Raw genomic sequence first — 16,682 nt, 5'->3', positions numbered from 1 at the left:
GGCGGGACTCTATCGCTATAAAAAACGAAATTTAAATACCGTTATCGCATATTGATATCACCTGAACGTCAGCCTTCCAGAAACGCCTGCAAGTCCGCGCCCAACCCATCGAACACCGCTGATACCCGCTGCACCCGGCGCATGTCCTGATGCATGGCGATCCACACATCCACCGTAAAATCCACGTCTCCAGGCAGAACTCGCACCAGTCCATGGCGCTCGGCCAGTTGCCGGGAACATACGCCAATCCCCAGCCCCGCACGCAACGCCGCCCATTGCGCCAGATGATCATCGGTGCGAATGGCCGTGTGCTCGGCTGAACAATCGAAGCCACGCTCGCGCAGGAACTCGATCTCGCCCGCATTGCGATCCGGGCCGATCAGCGAAAAACGGCGCAAATCCTCAGGCGTTTCAGGCACGCCCTGCTCCGCCAGCAATTCGGGTGTGGCGTACAGGCCGACGTGCAGATCGCCGACCTTGCGCGCCACCACCGAGGTTTCGGTCGGGCGGCGGATGCGCACGGCGACGTCGGCCTCTTGCTGTGAGAGGGTTTGCAGACGATTCGACACGTTCAGTTCCAGCGCCAATTGCGGGTGTTGCTGACGCAGGCGGCGCAACATCGGTGGCAGGATCTCGACGCCCAATAGCTTGCCGGCCGTCAGGCGCACGGTGCCGCCGGTTTGCGCCACGTCGGCGGAAGCGGCGCGGTTGAAGGCATTGGCGGCCAGGGCCATGGCTTCGACGTGGCCGATCAATTCCCTGGCGGTCTCGGTCGGCAACAGCCCCGAGGGCGAGCGGATGAACAGGCTGACGCCGACGCTCTGCTCCAGCGCCTCGATCCGCCGCCGCGCCGTGGCCTGGGCGATTCCCAGCAAGCGCGCGGCGCCCGACAGACTGCCGGTGCGCAGTACCGCAAGAAAGGCACGCTGGGTTTCCCATTGAAGTTGTGGAGCGTTCATACATTTCCTGTGAACGGTTGGGCAGTTTTGGCCGATGTTCATTCACCGGGGTCTGCGGCATGCTGCGCGAGCATACCGCACGGGCCTTGCGCCCGGCATCGAACCCGCAGTTGAAGGAGCCTTGCCCATGACACTCACCGGCCAATGTCGCTGCAGTGCCGTCCGATATCAGTTGAACACCGACGTGCCGCCGGCGATCTACGCCTGCCATTGCACGGATTGCCAGACCTGGAGCGGCAGCGCCTTTGCCCTGCATGCGCTGCTGCCCGCCGACGCCCTGACGTTGAGCGGACCGTTGACCACTTATGCCTACGATCTCGATGGGCAGCGCTCCGAACATCAGCTGTGCAGCGTCTGCCACACGCGATTGTTCAACACCACAACGGCCGCGCCGGGGATGAAAGTGCTGCGCGCCGGCACGCTCGATGAAAGTCGCTCACTGCAACCGATGGCGCACATCTGGGTCAGTCACAAACAACCCTGGCTGACATTGCCCGAGGAGTTGCCGAGCTGGCCGCAGAGCCCGACCCCGCAAGCCTTCGGCGAAGCCCTCATGGCGTACGCTGGTTGAACCGGGTTCTGAGCCCGTCGGCGTTCGACGACAAGCGTTTGGCAGTGTCCACGAACGGGGTGATGATCAGGCTGTACAACGTCAGATAACGCGTGCGGTCCTGCTCGCCCGTGCCGAAGCGCAAGACTTCGGGCTTTGAAGTGGTGACGTAAAGTGTGCCGAACAGCCAGTCCCACAGTGACAGATTGATCGCGAAGTTCTTGTTGAAATGTCGCGGGGCGTCGCTGTGGTGGATCTGGTGCTGGGCCGGGCTGTTGAGCACATGTTCGACCGCCGGCCCGAACGACAGCCAGACATGGCTGTGGCGCAGATTGGAACCCAGGCTGTTGATGATCAGCACCAGCCAGGTCACGCCGAACAACGTATAGCGGCTGACCTCGCCGCCGCTGGCGTACCAGACCACCCCGGCAAACGCGCCGAGGCCGGCGGTGATGACGATTCGTTCAACGATCGATTCGACGATGTGAATCCGGCTGGCCGTGGCCGGCACCAGCACCGGCGCCGAATGGTGAACCTTGTGAAATTCCCACAGATAGCGGGAGTGGAAGGCGCGGTGAATCCAGTAATGCAGAAAATCCCTGAACAGGAACACACCCAGTCCGTAGAACAGCGCGATCAACGGGTGATCCGGCACCTGCTCACGCGCGCCCCACAGCTGAGTGAAAAACTGCGCGTAGTCGCCCGAACGCAGAAGGTGCGGATCGACGAGGCCGACCACGGGCAACACCAGCGTCACCCGAAGAATCGCCTTGATGAAGTAATAACGGTAATCCAGCCAGGCCGAACGATGCCCGTGGACACGACCGCCGCCGACAAATTGCCAGAAGGATCGGGCCTGCGTCAGATGTCGGGATTTTCGGTGGCGATAAAGGCCGTAAGCCACGCCATAGGACGTAAGCAGAAACACCACACCCAGGCGACCGTTCAAATCGAACAGGCCAAGGAACTGCTCGGTGACCGGATCGATCACCCAGCGGCTGAGCTGCACATGAAGTTGCGTGAGTAAATCCACGACGACCGACTCCATCAGAGGTCGCGCATTGTAAATCGCACTGGTTCGCAAATGCAGCACGAACGGATCAAAGGCCGGTTAAACAGCCTGAAACAATAAAACCGCCGCCGCGCTCAGGCCGGAAAACCGCCAGGACGGTCGCCGATCAAGGCCCCAGCTCATCCGGGTGGCTAACAGCGCCTTCCGGGACCGGATCACCCAGCCGTTTAAAAAGGCGATCAGACAGCCCACCCTTGGTATCATCGCCCACACTTTTATGACGATTTGATGGCTGGAAGGTCTTTTTGTGAGCGCTCTTTTTCAACGGCTGCGGCGCCTGGATGCCCGTCTTCTTTCTCTGGTTTTCCTGGTACTGATCGTGCCGGTGTGCCTGCGGGCGGCACTTGGCTGGTCGAGCCTGTTCGGTTACCTGTCGGATCTGGCCATCGGCAGTCTGTTGGTGGTGCTGTTGCATCGCCGCCCCTGGTGGCTGGCGCTGCCGGTGCTGCTGTTCTGGGGACTGCTGGCCGTAGCAACCGCCGAGCTGGTCAGCGCGGTCGGTCGCCTGCCGACCGTGGCGGACCTGCATTACCTGATCGACCCGCAGTTCGTGGAAAACTCCACCGGCGGCGGCTTCGCCCATCCCGGTGTAGCGGTTGCGCTGCTGGTGGCTCTGGCCCTGTGGTTGCTGAGTCACTGGACTCGACGCGCGACAACCGCCCCCGCTCTGCCCCGCGCAGCCTGGGCGACGCCGGTGCTGTTGTTCTCCGCCTACTGGGGCGCGCAACACCTGGATCCGAGCGATGCCGACCCGTGGCGCCTGTACAACCTGCCGCACCAGTTGCTGGCCGCGCAGGTCGCCGACGTACAGATGCAGGCCGAAGAATGGCTGGACGGCGATACACAAGTCGCTCCCCCGCCCATGGCCGGGCTCACCGATGTCGATCTGAACGGTCACCCGTTGCTGGCGGCCAAGGGCCAGGCGCGCAATGTGCTGATCGTTGCCCTCGAAGGCATTCCCGGCGCCTACATCGGCGCCAATCGCCGGGCCATCGGCAGCCATTATCAGGAAGACCTGATGCCCAACCTCAGCCGCTGGGCCGAGCGCGGCATGAACACCCCGGATTACGTGCTGCACACCCACCAGACCATTCGCGGTCTGTACGCCATGCTCTGCGGCGATTACGACAAACTCGACAACGGCACGCCCAAAGGCGTGGAAATGCTGACCCAGCACGAGCGCAATCAGGCCTGTCTGCCGGCGCAATTGCGTCAGCACGGTTTCGCCACGCATTACCTGCAAGGCGCAGGGCTGCGGTTCATGGCCAAAGACAAGATCATGCCGCACATCGGTTTCGATGCGACCCATGGCCTGGAGTGGTTCACCAACGCCAACTACCTGGAATTTCCGTGGGGCAAGGATGACAAGGCATTCTTTGAAGGCGCACTGAAATACGTCGGCGACCTGAAAAAGCAGAAACAGCCGTGGATGCTCACGCTGCTGACCGTCGGCACTCACCAGCCCTACTCCGCGCCCGAGGACTACCTGCAACGCTATGACACGCCGAAGCAGGCCGCCGTCGGTTATCTGGACGATGCGCTGGAACAGTTTCTCAGCGGCCTCGAACGCCAGGGCGTGCTGAAAGACACGCTGGTGGTGATCACCTCGGACGAATCCCACGGCATCGACGGTGTCCGCCTCGCGTCGTCCTGGGGCTTCAACCTGACCCTGGCGCCGGAGCAGGCGCAACTGCCGCGCCTGAACGCCGGGGTCTACGGTCACGTCGACCTGAGCGCGTCGATTCTGGATTACTTCGACTTTCCGGTGCCCTCCGCCCTCAGCGGTCGCTCGCTGTTTCGCGATTACGATTCGGGCCGCGAAATCATGTCGTTCACCAACGGCAAGCTGCGCTATCACGACGGTCGCGGCCTGCTGACTGAATGCGACATGCCGCGCCGTTGCCGCAATTACGCCAGTGAAGGATTCATCGCCGAAAGCGCCGCGTTCAAGGGCAACGCCAGCGGCCAGAATGCCCGGGACATCGCCGCCCGCGCCTCCGCCCTGGACCTGTCGCTGCTGCGCACCCCGCTCAACCAGCGCTATCAGTTCGGCAGCGCCAACGTCATCCCGCTGCAAGCACAGATCAAGGATGACTGGGCCGACAACCTGATCGGCGCGCAATACCTGGAGATGCCAAAAGGCTCCCACACCCGCGTGCGCCTGACCGTGCGTTCGGTCGATCCGCAGCAGGCGGCGTACATTCAGCTCAAGGCCAAGGAGTTCGAGCAGGACGTGCAATTGGGCCTGCCGACCGAGATGGTCGCCACGGCGGATCAGCCGCTGGAGATGGATTTCAGCTTCGACAACCCGCAACCGCGCAAGGCGTTTTCGTTTCACTTGTTGGGGTATGGCCTGGGCGCCGTGGAAGTCAGTGATTTCAGCGTGATCACCGAACTGCCGGGGCAACAGGATCTGCTGGACGAGATCCCGGAAGAAGACACCGCTCAATCGAGTTGAGGTCGACGCCAGCGTCGCAACGACGCTGGCGCCCTATCCGGTGTGAACGATCAGAACGTGGTGCGCAGACCGACCTGAATGCTGCGCCCTTCTGCCGGCGCAATGTCGCGCAGGATCGAGCTGGCGTAACGCACGGTCTGGTTGGTCAGGTTCTCGGCATTGACGAAGGCCAGCCATTTGCTCTGGCCAACATCAAAGTGATAACCCACATTCGCCCCCAGCGTGGTGTAGCCGTCGGTGCTGCTTTCATTGACCGGCACCCGGTGCTGGGAACTCGCGTGTTCCACATCGATGCGCGCCTGCCAGCGATCCAGCTCCCACAGCAAACCGGTGTTCAACCGCAGCGGTGCGATGCGCGGCAGGTCCTGGCCGTTGTCGAGGTTCTTGGCGCGGGTGTAATCCCCCGACAGCTCCAGCGCAAACTTGCCGTAGGTGTTTTCGCCGAGGGTCCAGCGATCCTGCGCTTCGATGCCGCTGAAGCGCGCCCGCACGCCGGAGTAGGTGTATTCGGGGATGCCATCGGCGTCCTCCTCCCCTTCGTCATTCAGCGTGCGCCCTGTCCCGAGCAGGCCGATGTAGTTGGAGAAATGGCTATAGAACACGCCAACGCTGCCCTTGTGCGTACCGTTGTCGAAACGCAGGGCAAGGTCGCTGGAGACCGCTTTCTCTTTCGACAGCCCCGCATCCCCGACCTCATAAGTGCCAGTAGCGACGTGGGCACCGTTGGCGTAAAGCTCATAGAACGTTGGCGCGCGTTCGGTGTAACCCAGCGTGGCGGCGACCGACCAGATCGGCGTCAGCGTGTACACCCCACCGGATGACAGGCTGCCGGCGGTGAAGCTGCTTGAGCGATCGGCATTGGCGAAACGCTCGTTGCCTTTGGCGTCCGGGTCGACCGTGGTGTGCTCAAGGCGTCCGCCGAGGGTGAACAGCAGACGATCCGTGGCTTGCACCTCTTCGAGAATGAACAGTGCACCGGCGTCGGTATCGGTGTGCGGCACGAAGGCTTCTTCGCCCAGCGCCGAAAATTCGTTGCGGCTGACTTGCGCGCCAATCACGCCGTTGAACGGCCCCAGCGGCTGATGCCGGGCCTCGACCCGCGCCTCGTAGCCCTTGTTCTTGAACGTCGTGCCAACCTCGCCGCCCTCGATCTCGCGGTGCTGGTAATCGGTGTAGCCGGCGTCGAGTTTCACCGAGCTGAACGGGCCGTCGAGGTTGCGGATTTCCGAGGCGAACGCGTAGTGCTCCTGCTCCATACGGATGCGCACATCGTCTTCGGCCGGCGAGCCGTAGTTGGAGTCGTAATTGCTGTACGACAGCCCCGCGTAACCGTCATCCCAGGTGTACGACCCGCCCACTGCACCGCCGTCCTGACGACCATCGCTGTTGGCCAGCCGATGCTTCTTCGAATCGCCATCGTCGTTCGCCCGTTCACGACTGGTCTTGGCGTAGCCGGGAATCTTCAGGTCATTGAACTCGCGGGCGCTGGCGTCCAGGTGCAAGGCGAACTGGCCATTACCGGCTTCGAGTTTGCCAGCGCTGCTGCGGGTGGTGTCGGCGCCGCCGTAGCGCAACTCGCCGGCACCGTGAATGCCTTCGATGGCTTCGGTCGGGATGCGGTTATCGAAGGTGTTGACCACCCCGCCGATGGCGCTGCCGCCGTACAGCAAGGCCGCCGGGCCACGGACGATTTCGATGCGCTCGACGTTGACCGGGTCCAGCGGCACCGCGTGATCGTAGGACAGCGACGAAGCGTCCAGCGCGCCGACGCCGTTGCGCAGGATGCGGATGCGATCGCCGTCCTGCCCGCGAATGATCGGGCGACTCGCACCCGGGCCGAAGTAGGACGACGACACACCCGGCTGCTTGTTCAGGGTTTCGCCGAGGCTGCCCTTTTGCTGCAGCGTCAGGCTGTCGCCGCTCAACACGGTCGAAGGCGAGGCCAGGGTCTGACTGCCCAGCGGATTGCCGGTGATGACTTGTGGTTGCAGCTCCAGCGGGTCGGCGGCGAATGCGGGCGAAGCGATCAGCAGCGCCGAGGCCATGAGCGTCAGGCGGGGTTGGAAGGTGTGGAAACGGGAAGGCATTTCAGGATCCGTCAGGCAGAAAGGTGAGGATCAATGCCGGCGCTATAGCGGGTGTGTAGCCGGCATCGATCAGATGAAATCATTTTTATGTTATACAATAACATTTCCAATGGCCATCACGTTTCTTCCACAGATTTGCAAACCATCGCTCAAGCACGGGTGTTTCAGCGCCCTGCCCGGCATACGCTCCCGACACGTTGCGTAAGAGACTGCGCCTATCACGCACCAATAGTCGGCCTATTAGCTGACTCGCCGAGTCGGGTCTAGCCTTACTACTCCGAAGTCGGCACGAGCCGGCCGCAGAAGACCTGATAAGGACCCGAACATGGCAAATGAATCGAAATGCCCGTTCAATCACGCCGCCGGCGGTGGCACGACGAACCGCGATTGGTGGCCGAATCAACTGAACCTGAAAATCCTGAGTCAGCACTCGCCCGCATCCGATCCGCTGGGCAAGGACTTCGACTACGCCAAGGCTTTCAAAAGCCTGGATTTCCAGGCCCTCAAACGCGATCTGACGGCGCTGATGACCGACTCCCAGGAGTGGTGGCCAGCGGACTTCGGCCACTACGGCCCGCTCTTCATCCGCATGGCCTGGCACAGCGCCGGCACCTATCGCACCGCTGACGGCCGTGCTGGCGCCGGCTCCGGCCAGCAACGCTTCGCTCCGCTCAACAGCTGGCCGGACAACGTCAGCCTCGACAAGGCCCGCCGCCTGCTGTGGCCGATCAAGCAGAAATACGGCCGCAACATTTCCTGGGCTGACCTGATCGTTCTCACCGGCAACGTCGCGCTGGAATCCATGGGCTTCAAGACCTTCGGTTTCTCAGGTGGTCGCGCGGATGTCTGGGAACCCGATGAAGACGTGTACTGGGGTTCGGAAAACAAATGGCTGGGCGGCGACAACCGCTACGGCAAGGACCCGGAATCCATGCAGCCGCCGGGCGAAGGCACACTGGTGGCGGAACCCGCCGAACACGGCAATGAGGAAAGCCGCACCAACCAGGGCGAACGCAACCTCGAGAATCCGCTCGCCGCCGTGCAGATGGGCCTGATCTACGTGAACCCGGAAGGCCCGGAAGGCAATCCCGACCCGGTGGCCTCAGCCAAGGACATCCGCGAAACCTTCGGTCGCATGGCCATGAACGACGAGGAAACCGTCGCCCTGATCGCCGGCGGCCACGCCTTCGGCAAGACCCACGGCGCAGGTCCCGCCGATAACGTCGGCCCGGAACCGGAAGCCGCCGGCCTCGAAGAACAAGGCCTCGGCTGGAAAAGCACGTTCGGCACCGGCAAGGGCGCCGACACCATCACCAGCGGCCTGGAAGTCACCTGGACCACCACCCCGACGAAGTGGAGCAACAACTACCTGGAAAACCTGTTCGGCTTCGAGTGGGAACTGACCAAGAGCCCGGCCGGCGCCCATCAGTGGAAACCGAAAAACGGCGCCGGGGCCGGCACCATTCCCCACGCTCACGACCCGAACAAACGCATCGACCCGACCATGCTCACCTCCGACCTGGCCCTGCGTTTCGATCCAGCCTACGAGAAGATTTCGCGGCGCTTCCTGGCCAATCCCGATCAACTGGCCGACGCCTTCGCCCGCGCCTGGTACAAGCTGATTCACCGCGACATGGGCCCGCTGTCACGTTATCTCGGCCCGGAATTGCCTCAGGAAGAACTGCTGTGGCAAGACCCGATTCCCGAGGCCAAGCATCCACTGGTGGACGACAGCGATATCAGGGCACTGAAAGGCAAAGTACTGGCGTCGGGGCTGTCCGTTTCGGAACTGGTCTCCACCGCCTGGGCGGCCGCATCGACCTTCCGGGGTTCGGACAAACGCGGCGGCGCCAATGGCGGGCGCTTGCGTCTGGCACCGCAGAAATTCTGGCAGGCCAACCAGCCGGAGCAACTGGACAAGGTGCTGAAAGTCCTCGAAAGCATTCAGAACGAGTTCAACGCCGGGGCGGCAGGCAAGCAAGTCTCGCTGGCGGACCTGATCGTGCTGGCCGGTAATGCCGGTGTCGAACAAGCGGCGAAAAACGCCGGGCACACGGTGACCGTGCCGTTCAATCCGGGGCGCACGGATGCCACTCAGGAGCAGACCGACGTCGAATCGTTCGGTTTCCTTGAACCGCACACCGACGGTTTCCGCAACTACGCCGCCAGCACCTATCGCGTGCCGGCCGAAGCGCTGCTGATCGACAAGGCGCAACTGCTGACCCTTTCGGCGCCAGAGCTCACCGTGCTGATCGGCGGCCTGAGGGTGCTGGACACCAACGTCGGTAAAACCAAACACGGCGTGTTCACCGACAAACCCGGTTCACTGACCAACGACTTCTTCCGCAACCTGCTGGACATGGGCGTGGAATGGAAACCGACGTCGAAAACCGAGTTCGAAGGCCGTGACCGTAAAACCGGCAGCGTGAAATGGACGGCGACCCGGGTCGATCTGGTGTTCGGTTCCAACGCGATACTGCGGGCGCTGGCGGAGGTGTATGCCAGTTCCGATGCGAAGGAACAGTTCGTCACGGACTTCGTTGCGGCTTGGGCGAAGGTGATGGATCTGGATCGGTTTGATTTGCGGCAATAAGCCTTTTTCATCCAGCCACAAAAAACGCCGCTCGTTGAGCGGCGTTTTGTTTTTCTGTTCGGCGAGAGTGATGCGGTGTGGCTTAAACCCAACCCCCTCACCCCAGCCCTCTCCCCGAGGGGGCGAGGGGGAAAGGGAGCCGATCTCCATGGTGGTCAAGACCTGAGTTCGCCTCGATAGATCAGGTCGATGTAGCTCGACAGAATACCTCGGTCAGTCCCCTCTCCCTCCGGGAGAGGGTTAGGGTGAGGGCTGGATCTAAAGTTGAAACATAACTTCAAGACCACCCCCAACCAACTAGCCTCAAGCCAAACTCTTGCTCACAACCTCATAAACATCACTGGACAACTGCCCCGAAGCCAGAATCCGCTCCAGCTCCGCCTTCATCAGCGCCTGACGAGCACCGTCATACTTGCGCCAGCGGGTCAGCGGCGCCAGTTGGCGCGAAGCGATCTGCGGGTTGAAGCCGTTCAACTCGATCACCAGATCCGCAAGGAAGCGATAACCCGAACCATCCGCCGCGTGGAAGTTGATCAGGTTCTGCCCGGCGAACGCACCGACCAGCGCACGCACCTTGTTCGGGTTCTTGATGTTGAACGCCGGGTGTTGCATCAGCGCTTTCACGCGCTCCAGACCGCCCGGCAATGTGCTGCCGGCCTGCACGCTGAACCACTGATCCATGACCAGCGGATTGTCCTTGAAGTGCTCGGCGAAACTGGCCAGGGCTTTGGCTTTTTGCTCATCAAATGGCGAGTTGACCAGCACCGCCAGCGCGGTCAGGCGCTCGGTCATGTTGTCGCAGCTGTCGAACTGTTCCAGGGTTGCCGCCAGCACTTCCGGCTTGCCGCTGAGCATCAGGTACGAAAGCGCGATGTTCTGCAACGCGCGACGGGCGAAGTGCTCGGCCTCGGCCACGTACGGGGTTTGCTTCGACAGGTCGCGGTTGGCCTGATAACGCAGCCACAGCGCCTCGAACAAGTTGTCCGCCAATTGCTGACGGGCGAATTCGCGGGCGGTGTGGATCGCGTCGACATCGGCGATTTCACTGATTTCGGTCAGGTACGCTTCGCTTGGCAGCGAGAGCATTTCCGCGACCATCGCCTGATCCAGCGACTCGTCCGACAGCACGGTGCGCAGCGCGGAAACCAGACGTGGGTCGAGCACCAGGCTTTCGCCCTTCTGCTGCTGGCTGATCAACTCTTGCAGCACCTGCACCGACAGTTGCTGGCCGGCATCCCAGCGGTTGAAACCGTCGCTGTCGTGCTGCATCAGGAACATCAACTGATCGCGGTTGTATGGGAAGTTCAGTTTCACCGGCGCCGAGAAGCCACGCAGCAAGGACGGCAGCGGCTGTTCGGCGATGTCGACGAAGGTGAAGGTCTGCTCGGCTTCGGTCACCGAGATCACTCGGCTAGTACCTTGGGCCGAGGCTTCGCCAGCCAGACGCAGGGCAATCTCGTTGCCCTGGCTGTCGAGCAGGCCCAGCTCGACCGGAATCACGAACGGCAGCTTTTCAACCTTGTCCGGGGTTTCCGGGCAGCTCTGACGGAAGGTCAGGCTGTAGGTTTTCGCGGCGGCATCGTAAGACTCGCTCACCGCCAGACGCGGTGTGCCGGCCTGGCTGTACCAGCGCTTGAACTGGGTCAGGTCGACGCCGTTGGCATCTTCCATGGCCTTGATGAAGTCATCGCAGGTCACGGCCTGGCCGTCATGGCGTTCGAAGTACAGGTCGCTGCCCTTGCGGAAGCCTTCGGCGCCCAGCAGGGTGTGGATCATGCCGACCACTTCCGAGCCCTTTTCGTACACGGTCAGGGTGTAGAAGTTGGAAATCTCGATGAAGCTGTCCGGGCGAACGGCGTGGGCCATCGGGCCGGCATCTTCGGCGAACTGGTGGGTACGGAGGTACGCCACGTCCTGAATGCGCTTGACCGTGGCCGAGTTCATGTCGGCGGAGAAGCCGGAATCACGGAATACGGTGAAGCCTTCTTTCAGCGACAGCTGGAACCAGTCGCGGCAGGTCACGCGGTTGCCCGACCAGTTGTGGAAGTATTCGTGGGCGACGATCGCCTCGACCCGCTGGTGCGCGGCGTCTGTGGCGGTTTCGGCGCGGGCCAGCACGGCGCTGGAGTTGAAGATGTTGAGGCCCTTGTTCTCCATCGCGCCCATGTTGAAGTCGTTCACGGCGACGATCATGAAGATGTCCAGATCGTACTCGCGACCGTAGACCTCTTCGTCCCAGCGCATCGACTTCTTCAGGCTGTTCATGGCGTGCTGGCACTTGTCGATGTTTTCCGGCTCGACGTAGATGCGCAGTGCCACGTTGCGGTTGGTCATGGTGGTGAAGCTGTCTTCAACGCACCACAGGTCACCGGCCACCAGCGCGAACAGGTACGCCGGTTTCATGAACGGGTCTTCCCAGGTCGCCCAGTGCCGGCCGTCTTCGCCGGGGCCGCTGGCGATCGGGTTGCCGTTGGACAGCAACACCGGATAGCTGTGCTGCTCGGCGACCACGGTGGTGGTGAATTTGCTCATCACGTCCGGGCGGTCGAGGTAATAGGTGATCTTGCGGAAGCCTTCGGCCTCGCACTGGGTGCAGAACATCGTGCCGGACTTGTACAGGCCTTCCAGCGCGGTGTTGGTTTCCGGGTGGATCTTGACGCTGGTGTCGACCGTGAAGGTTTCGCTGGCCGGTTGCAGGGTCAGGTGGTTCTCGGTCAGCTGGTAGTCGTCGGCGCTCAGTTCCTGGTCTGCCAGGGTCACCGAGAGCAGTTCCAGCTGCTGGCCATCGAGCACCAGCGGCGGCAGGCCCGGGCCACGGGCCGGGTTGCGGCGCATCACCAGTTGCGCGTGGACCAGACTGTGGTCCTCGAACAACTCGAAGGTCAGGTGTGTTTCATCGATCAGGTACTCGGGCGCCTGATAGTCCTTCAGGTAAATCATCTTCGGTTGTTCGGTGCGCATGCTGAAGTCCTTATTGATGCACGGCGAGCTGATAGGCCGTGTACTTGCGAATGTTGATCACGCCGGTGTCGAAGATCAGGTACTGGCCCTTGATCCCCAGCAGCGTGCCTTCGGCAATCGGGTTCTTGTCCAGGTTGAAGCTGACGATCTTGGCCGGGTACTGCTCGACCGGGTAACGGATTTCCAGCGGCTCGACGTCGGTGACCGGCTGAATCGCCTGCAGGCCGAAACGTTCCTGCAAGCCTTGCAGGCCTTCGGCGCAGCTGGCGAACAACTGATCGCGCACCTCGGCAAGATCCACCGCCGCCGCGTCGCCCTTGAGCAAGGCGCGCCAGTTGGTCTTGTCCGCCACCTGACTGCGGAACAGGTCTTCGACGAAACCCGACTGCTGCCGCGTGGAAACGCGCATGATCGGCAACGCCTGACTGGCGCCCTGATCGAGCCAGCGGGTCGGCAACTGGGTGGCGCGGGTGATGCCGACCTTGATTCCTGACGAATTGGCCAGGTAGACGACGTGGTCGGTCATGCAGAACTTCTCGCCCCACTCAGGCTCCCGGCAGGTGCCGGCCTCGAAGTGGCAGCGCTCCGGGCTCATGATGCAGAGGTCGCACTGGGCCAGTTTGGTCATGCACGGGTAGCAGTAACCCTGACTGAAACTGGTCTTAGTCTTGCGCCCGCAATGGGTGCAGTGGATCGCCCCCAGGTATTCCAGACGCACCGTGCTGCCGATCAACGGGTTGACCGGCACCTCGACGTCATCCAGACGAAACGCGTACTGCACGTTGGGCCCGTCCAGGCGCGCCGACATTTTGCTGATTGCACCGCGGCCGATCTCGATCAATGGATGGCGTCCGACTTGAACAGGATGTTCGGCACTTCGATCGACTTCGACGCACATTCCTGCGGGCCCATGTAACCGGTGCGCTCTTCCTCGGGCAGGTTCTGCATTTCCCAGGCGATCATCGCCTGCAATGACAGTTCACGCTGTTCGGCGGTGAGCTTGCCACCGTCCGACCATTTGCCGATCTCTACGGCCAGTTTCAGGCTCTGGTAGATGTCGGGGGTGATGTTTTTGATCAATTCGGCAAAAGACGACATGTTGAACACTCTCCAGAAAGTGTCGCTAGTTTAACGGTGCCGATGCCCCGGCACACTGCCGGGCATCAGATGGGCGAGCGGATCGACGGGCGTCACGCCCGTGGCCCTAGAACTCCCTCGAAAGTTTTACCTGAGTCAGTTCCTTCTCCAGCGCCCGTCGGAAGATCTGCGGCGCGGTGAAGGTATAGAGGGCAAAGCCCAGCCAGACCCAGTCGATGACCTCGGCGGCAGCGGGATAACCCTGCGCCGTGACGGTGATGACCGTGACCCGGTAGACCACGAACATGGCCAGCAACAGCACGATGGCCCGGGTGTTGCTGCGCTCGGTCATCCAGCTGTTGAAGCGCCACCACAGCCCCATGAACGGGTTGCTGCGCGCCTTCACGGCAGTCAGCAGGCTCAGCGCCGCCACGTCGTTGGCGTTTTCCTGCAAGGCCCAGATCGCGTGTTCGCGCGCGCCATTGATATTGCCCTGGCGCAACAGCAAGTGACCCAGCACGATCACTGCCGCTGCATGCCCAGGATCGGCCTGCAAGGCCTGCCGGGCAAAGCCTTCGGCCTGTTCCCAGTGACCACAGGCCTTGTGGTATTCGGCCATGGCCACCAGATTGGCCGCGCTGTCCGGGTCGAGTTCCAGGGCCTTTTCCAGCAGCGCCTGGCTCTGGCTCAGGCGCCCGGTGAGCTGGAACAGGTCGGCGAGGCTGCGGTAGTAACTTGGCTCGTCCGGCTCCAGTTCGAGCAGTTGCAACAGGTGTTGTTCGGCGCTCTTGAACCGGCGTGCGCCCAGGTCGGCCATCGCGGCGGCGTAATGCGCCAGCGGCAGCATCGCATCGAGTGCCAGCGCCATCGAGGCTTCATGCCGCGCCGCGTGCAGTCGCCGCAGGCTGATCAGGCACAGCGCCAGCAACGCGTGCGCTTCCGCACACTCGGGGTCGTCGGCGAGCAATTGCCGCAGGCTGTCGACGGCGCCGTCATAGTGATGGGCGTGCAGACGCTGGTAAGCCACTTCCAACAGTTGGGACGTATTCATCAGCTCACCACCAGATACCAAAGGGTTGCAGGCACCAGCTTGACCACCACGCCCTTGAGCACAAAGGCGCCGCCAAGGGCCACCAGCGGTGCAAAACGGTTGAGCTCGCCGCCGTAGTACTGATACAGCTCGATGGTGGAATTCTGCAGGGTGTACAGCACGTAACCGATGGTGAGTTTCCACACCACCAGAACCAGCAGCGCGTACTGAATCTCGGCCTGGGTGGTCAGGTAGCCATTGTTCAGCAGGCTGATCAGGAGCAGGCCGATGATCACGCTGCCGACCGTGCCGACGCCGACCCAGATCCATTCACGGACCCGCGTCGGGCTGCCCACCGCAATCGAATTCAGCACAAACCACGGCAGTCCCAGCCACAGCCCGCCCATCATCAGCGCCAGCAACGGCCAGAACGGCGCCACGGCAAACCTGGCGAGGCCACCCGGACGGGGTTCGTCCTCGATCCGGTACACACTCTTGGTTCCCATCAGCGCCCCTTGCCGTGCTTGTCGAGAAAGGCCAGCACTTCGTCGTACTGATTGCCTTCGTTGGCGTAGCGCGCGTAATTGCGTGCCGTGGTCAGCCATTCCAGCGTGGTCGCGCGCACGTCTTTCAAGGCCTGCTTGAAATGGCGGTCACAGATCGGCTGCTCGGCGCCTTCACTGATCGACTCTTCGATGGCTTCATCGGCGGCGGTATCCACCAGTTCGCCGAGATCGGCCCCGGAGAATCCCGAGGTGTGTTTGGCCAGGAATGCGAAATCGATATCCGCTGCCAGCGGACGGCCCTTGACCATCAGTTGCAGCATGTTTTCCCGGGCCGCGCGATCCGGTGGCGGCACGAACAGCACCCGGTCAAACCGGCCGGGGCGACGGAACGCCGAATCCACCGACCACGGCACGTTGGTCGCGGCCAGGATCAGCACACCATGGTTATTCTTGGCGAAGCCGTCCATTTCCGAGAGGAAGGTGCTGACCAGCTTCGACGAGGTCGACTCGCGGGTATTGGAGCGTTTGCCACCCAACGCCTCGACTTCATCGAAGAACATCACCGCCGGCGCCTGGGCCCGGGCCTGTTCGAACAGGGCATGAAGCTTGCGCTCGGACTCGCCGATGTACATGTCCAGCACATCGGAAATCGCCACGTTGAAAAACTTCGCCTTGCACTCCCCGGCCGTGGCCCGGGCCAGCAAGGTCTTGCCGCAGCCCGGCGGACCGTACAACAGGACACCGCCGCCGACACGTTTGCGAAAACGCTCGAACAGCCCGGGTTTCTGATACGGCAGGATGATTTTCTTGTGGATGGTCTTCTTCAGATCGTCCAGGCCACCGATGTCGTCGAAGGTCACGGTGTCGTTGTCTGGCACCAGCAGGCGCCGGACTTCGGTCTGGTCAGTGTCGTCGTTGGAAATCACCCGCAGTTTCGGACGCCCTTCGCCGGCCTTGAAATCGGTGACGGAGACGTTCAGGCGACGCCACAGCGCCATGTCTTCCAGCGACGGATTGGCGTTGATGGCCGCCCGGTATTCCACCTGGGCTTCCTTGAAACGATCCAGATCCGCCAGGGCCCGCGCCCGCAGCAATTGCGCTGCGGGATCATCGCCCGTAGCCAGGGACAGGGCCTTCTGCGCCTGCCCGGCCGCCAGATACAGTTGCGCGGCAACCGGTTTGAGCGATTCGAAGTCGGCCCGTTGTTCGAGGTCTTCGGGAATCAGTTTGAGCCCGCGCTCGACGTCACCGCGCTCCAGGCACGCCTTGAGCAGCAAGGTGATCAGCGCGACGTTTCCCGGCGAGGCGCTTAATGCCGCCTCCAGTTGATCCAGCGTCGTGTCATCCATGGTGAATCCTTGTGACAGCCAGTTGCGGATTGAAAAAACA

The 16,682-nt window shown here is 62.2% G+C and carries 12 protein-coding genes; 3 read left to right on the top strand and 9 right to left on the bottom strand.

Annotated features, from left to right (window positions below; translation table 11 throughout):
- Nucleotides 1-68: 68 nt before the first annotated feature.
- Nucleotides 69-959, bottom strand: a complete 891-nt coding sequence (locus M5G18_RS05745) for a LysR family transcriptional regulator (RefSeq protein ID WP_273897243.1) — start codon at nt 957-959, stop codon at nt 69-71.
- 127 nt (nt 960-1,086) lie between these two features.
- Between M5G18_RS05745 and M5G18_RS05740 the strand changes: the two genes are divergently transcribed.
- Nucleotides 1,087-1,530, top strand: coding sequence for a GFA family protein (locus tag M5G18_RS05740; protein WP_273897242.1), 444 nt, complete (start codon nt 1,087-1,089; stop codon nt 1,528-1,530).
- Here the strand turns inward: M5G18_RS05740 and M5G18_RS05735 are convergent.
- Nucleotides 1,511-2,542 carry a sterol desaturase family protein gene (locus tag M5G18_RS05735; RefSeq protein WP_273897241.1) on the bottom strand — a complete coding sequence of 344 codons (1,032 nt, stop codon included), beginning with the start codon at nt 2,540-2,542 and terminating at the stop codon, nt 1,511-1,513. The genes M5G18_RS05740 and M5G18_RS05735 overlap by 20 nt on opposite strands.
- Before the next feature lie 286 nt (nt 2,543-2,828).
- Here M5G18_RS05735 and M5G18_RS05730 point away from each other — a divergent pair, with 286 nt between their 5' ends.
- Complete coding sequence (locus M5G18_RS05730) at nt 2,829-5,039, top strand: LTA synthase family protein (protein ID WP_273897240.1); 2,211 nt, start codon at nt 2,829-2,831, stop codon at nt 5,037-5,039.
- Between the two features lie 50 nt (nt 5,040-5,089).
- Here the strand turns inward: M5G18_RS05730 and M5G18_RS05725 are convergent, their stop codons facing one another.
- Nucleotides 5,090-7,126, bottom strand: coding sequence for a TonB-dependent receptor (locus M5G18_RS05725; protein ID WP_273897239.1), 2,037 nt, complete (start codon nt 7,124-7,126; stop codon nt 5,090-5,092).
- 325 nt (nt 7,127-7,451) lie between these two features.
- Here M5G18_RS05725 and katG point away from each other — a divergent pair, with 325 nt between their 5' ends.
- Nucleotides 7,452-9,719 (top strand): catalase/peroxidase HPI, encoded by a 2,268-nt coding sequence (gene katG, locus M5G18_RS05720; RefSeq protein WP_273897238.1) that lies wholly within the window; start codon nt 7,452-7,454, stop codon nt 9,717-9,719.
- 303 nt (nt 9,720-10,022) lie between these two features.
- Here the strand turns inward: katG and pepN are convergent, their stop codons facing one another.
- The 6 genes from pepN to M5G18_RS05690 all read right to left on the bottom strand — a co-directional run bounded on the left by pepN (nt 10,023) and on the right by M5G18_RS05690 (nt 16,642).
- Nucleotides 10,023-12,680: an aminopeptidase N gene (pepN, locus tag M5G18_RS05715; RefSeq protein ID WP_273897237.1), complete on the bottom strand. Its 2,658-nt coding sequence runs from the start codon at nt 12,678-12,680 to the stop codon at nt 10,023-10,025.
- A 10-nt stretch (nt 12,681-12,690) separates the two neighbouring features.
- Nucleotides 12,691-13,521 carry a DUF2797 domain-containing protein gene (locus tag M5G18_RS05710; protein ID WP_273897236.1) on the bottom strand — a complete coding sequence of 277 codons (831 nt, stop codon included), beginning with the start codon at nt 13,519-13,521 and terminating at the stop codon, nt 12,691-12,693.
- Nucleotides 13,518-13,778, bottom strand: a complete 261-nt coding sequence (locus M5G18_RS05705; RefSeq protein WP_273897235.1) for a YeaC family protein — start codon at nt 13,776-13,778, stop codon at nt 13,518-13,520. The genes M5G18_RS05710 and M5G18_RS05705 overlap by 4 nt, the downstream gene beginning before the upstream one ends.
- Nucleotides 13,779-13,884: 106 nt before the next feature.
- Nucleotides 13,885-14,808, bottom strand: coding sequence for a tetratricopeptide repeat protein (locus M5G18_RS05700; RefSeq protein WP_273897234.1), 924 nt, complete (start codon nt 14,806-14,808; stop codon nt 13,885-13,887).
- The gene (locus M5G18_RS05695) at nt 14,808-15,293 is read right to left on the bottom strand and encodes a hypothetical protein (RefSeq protein ID WP_114882296.1); all 486 of its coding nucleotides are present in this window, start codon (nt 15,291-15,293) and stop codon (nt 14,808-14,810) included. The genes M5G18_RS05700 and M5G18_RS05695 overlap by 1 nt, the downstream gene beginning before the upstream one ends.
- Complete coding sequence (locus tag M5G18_RS05690; RefSeq protein ID WP_273897233.1) at nt 15,293-16,642, bottom strand: AAA family ATPase; 1,350 nt, start codon at nt 16,640-16,642, stop codon at nt 15,293-15,295. The genes M5G18_RS05695 and M5G18_RS05690 overlap by 1 nt, the downstream gene beginning before the upstream one ends.
- Nucleotides 16,643-16,682 lie beyond the last annotated feature (40 nt).

Origin of the sequence: Pseudomonas aphyarum, from assembly GCF_028657055.1 — a bacterium.
GTDB classification, from domain to species: Bacteria; Pseudomonadota; Gammaproteobacteria; order Pseudomonadales; family Pseudomonadaceae; genus Aquipseudomonas; species Aquipseudomonas aphyarum.
Note: the sequence above shows the minus strand (reverse complement) of the source record. Positions and strands in the feature narration are given on the sequence as shown.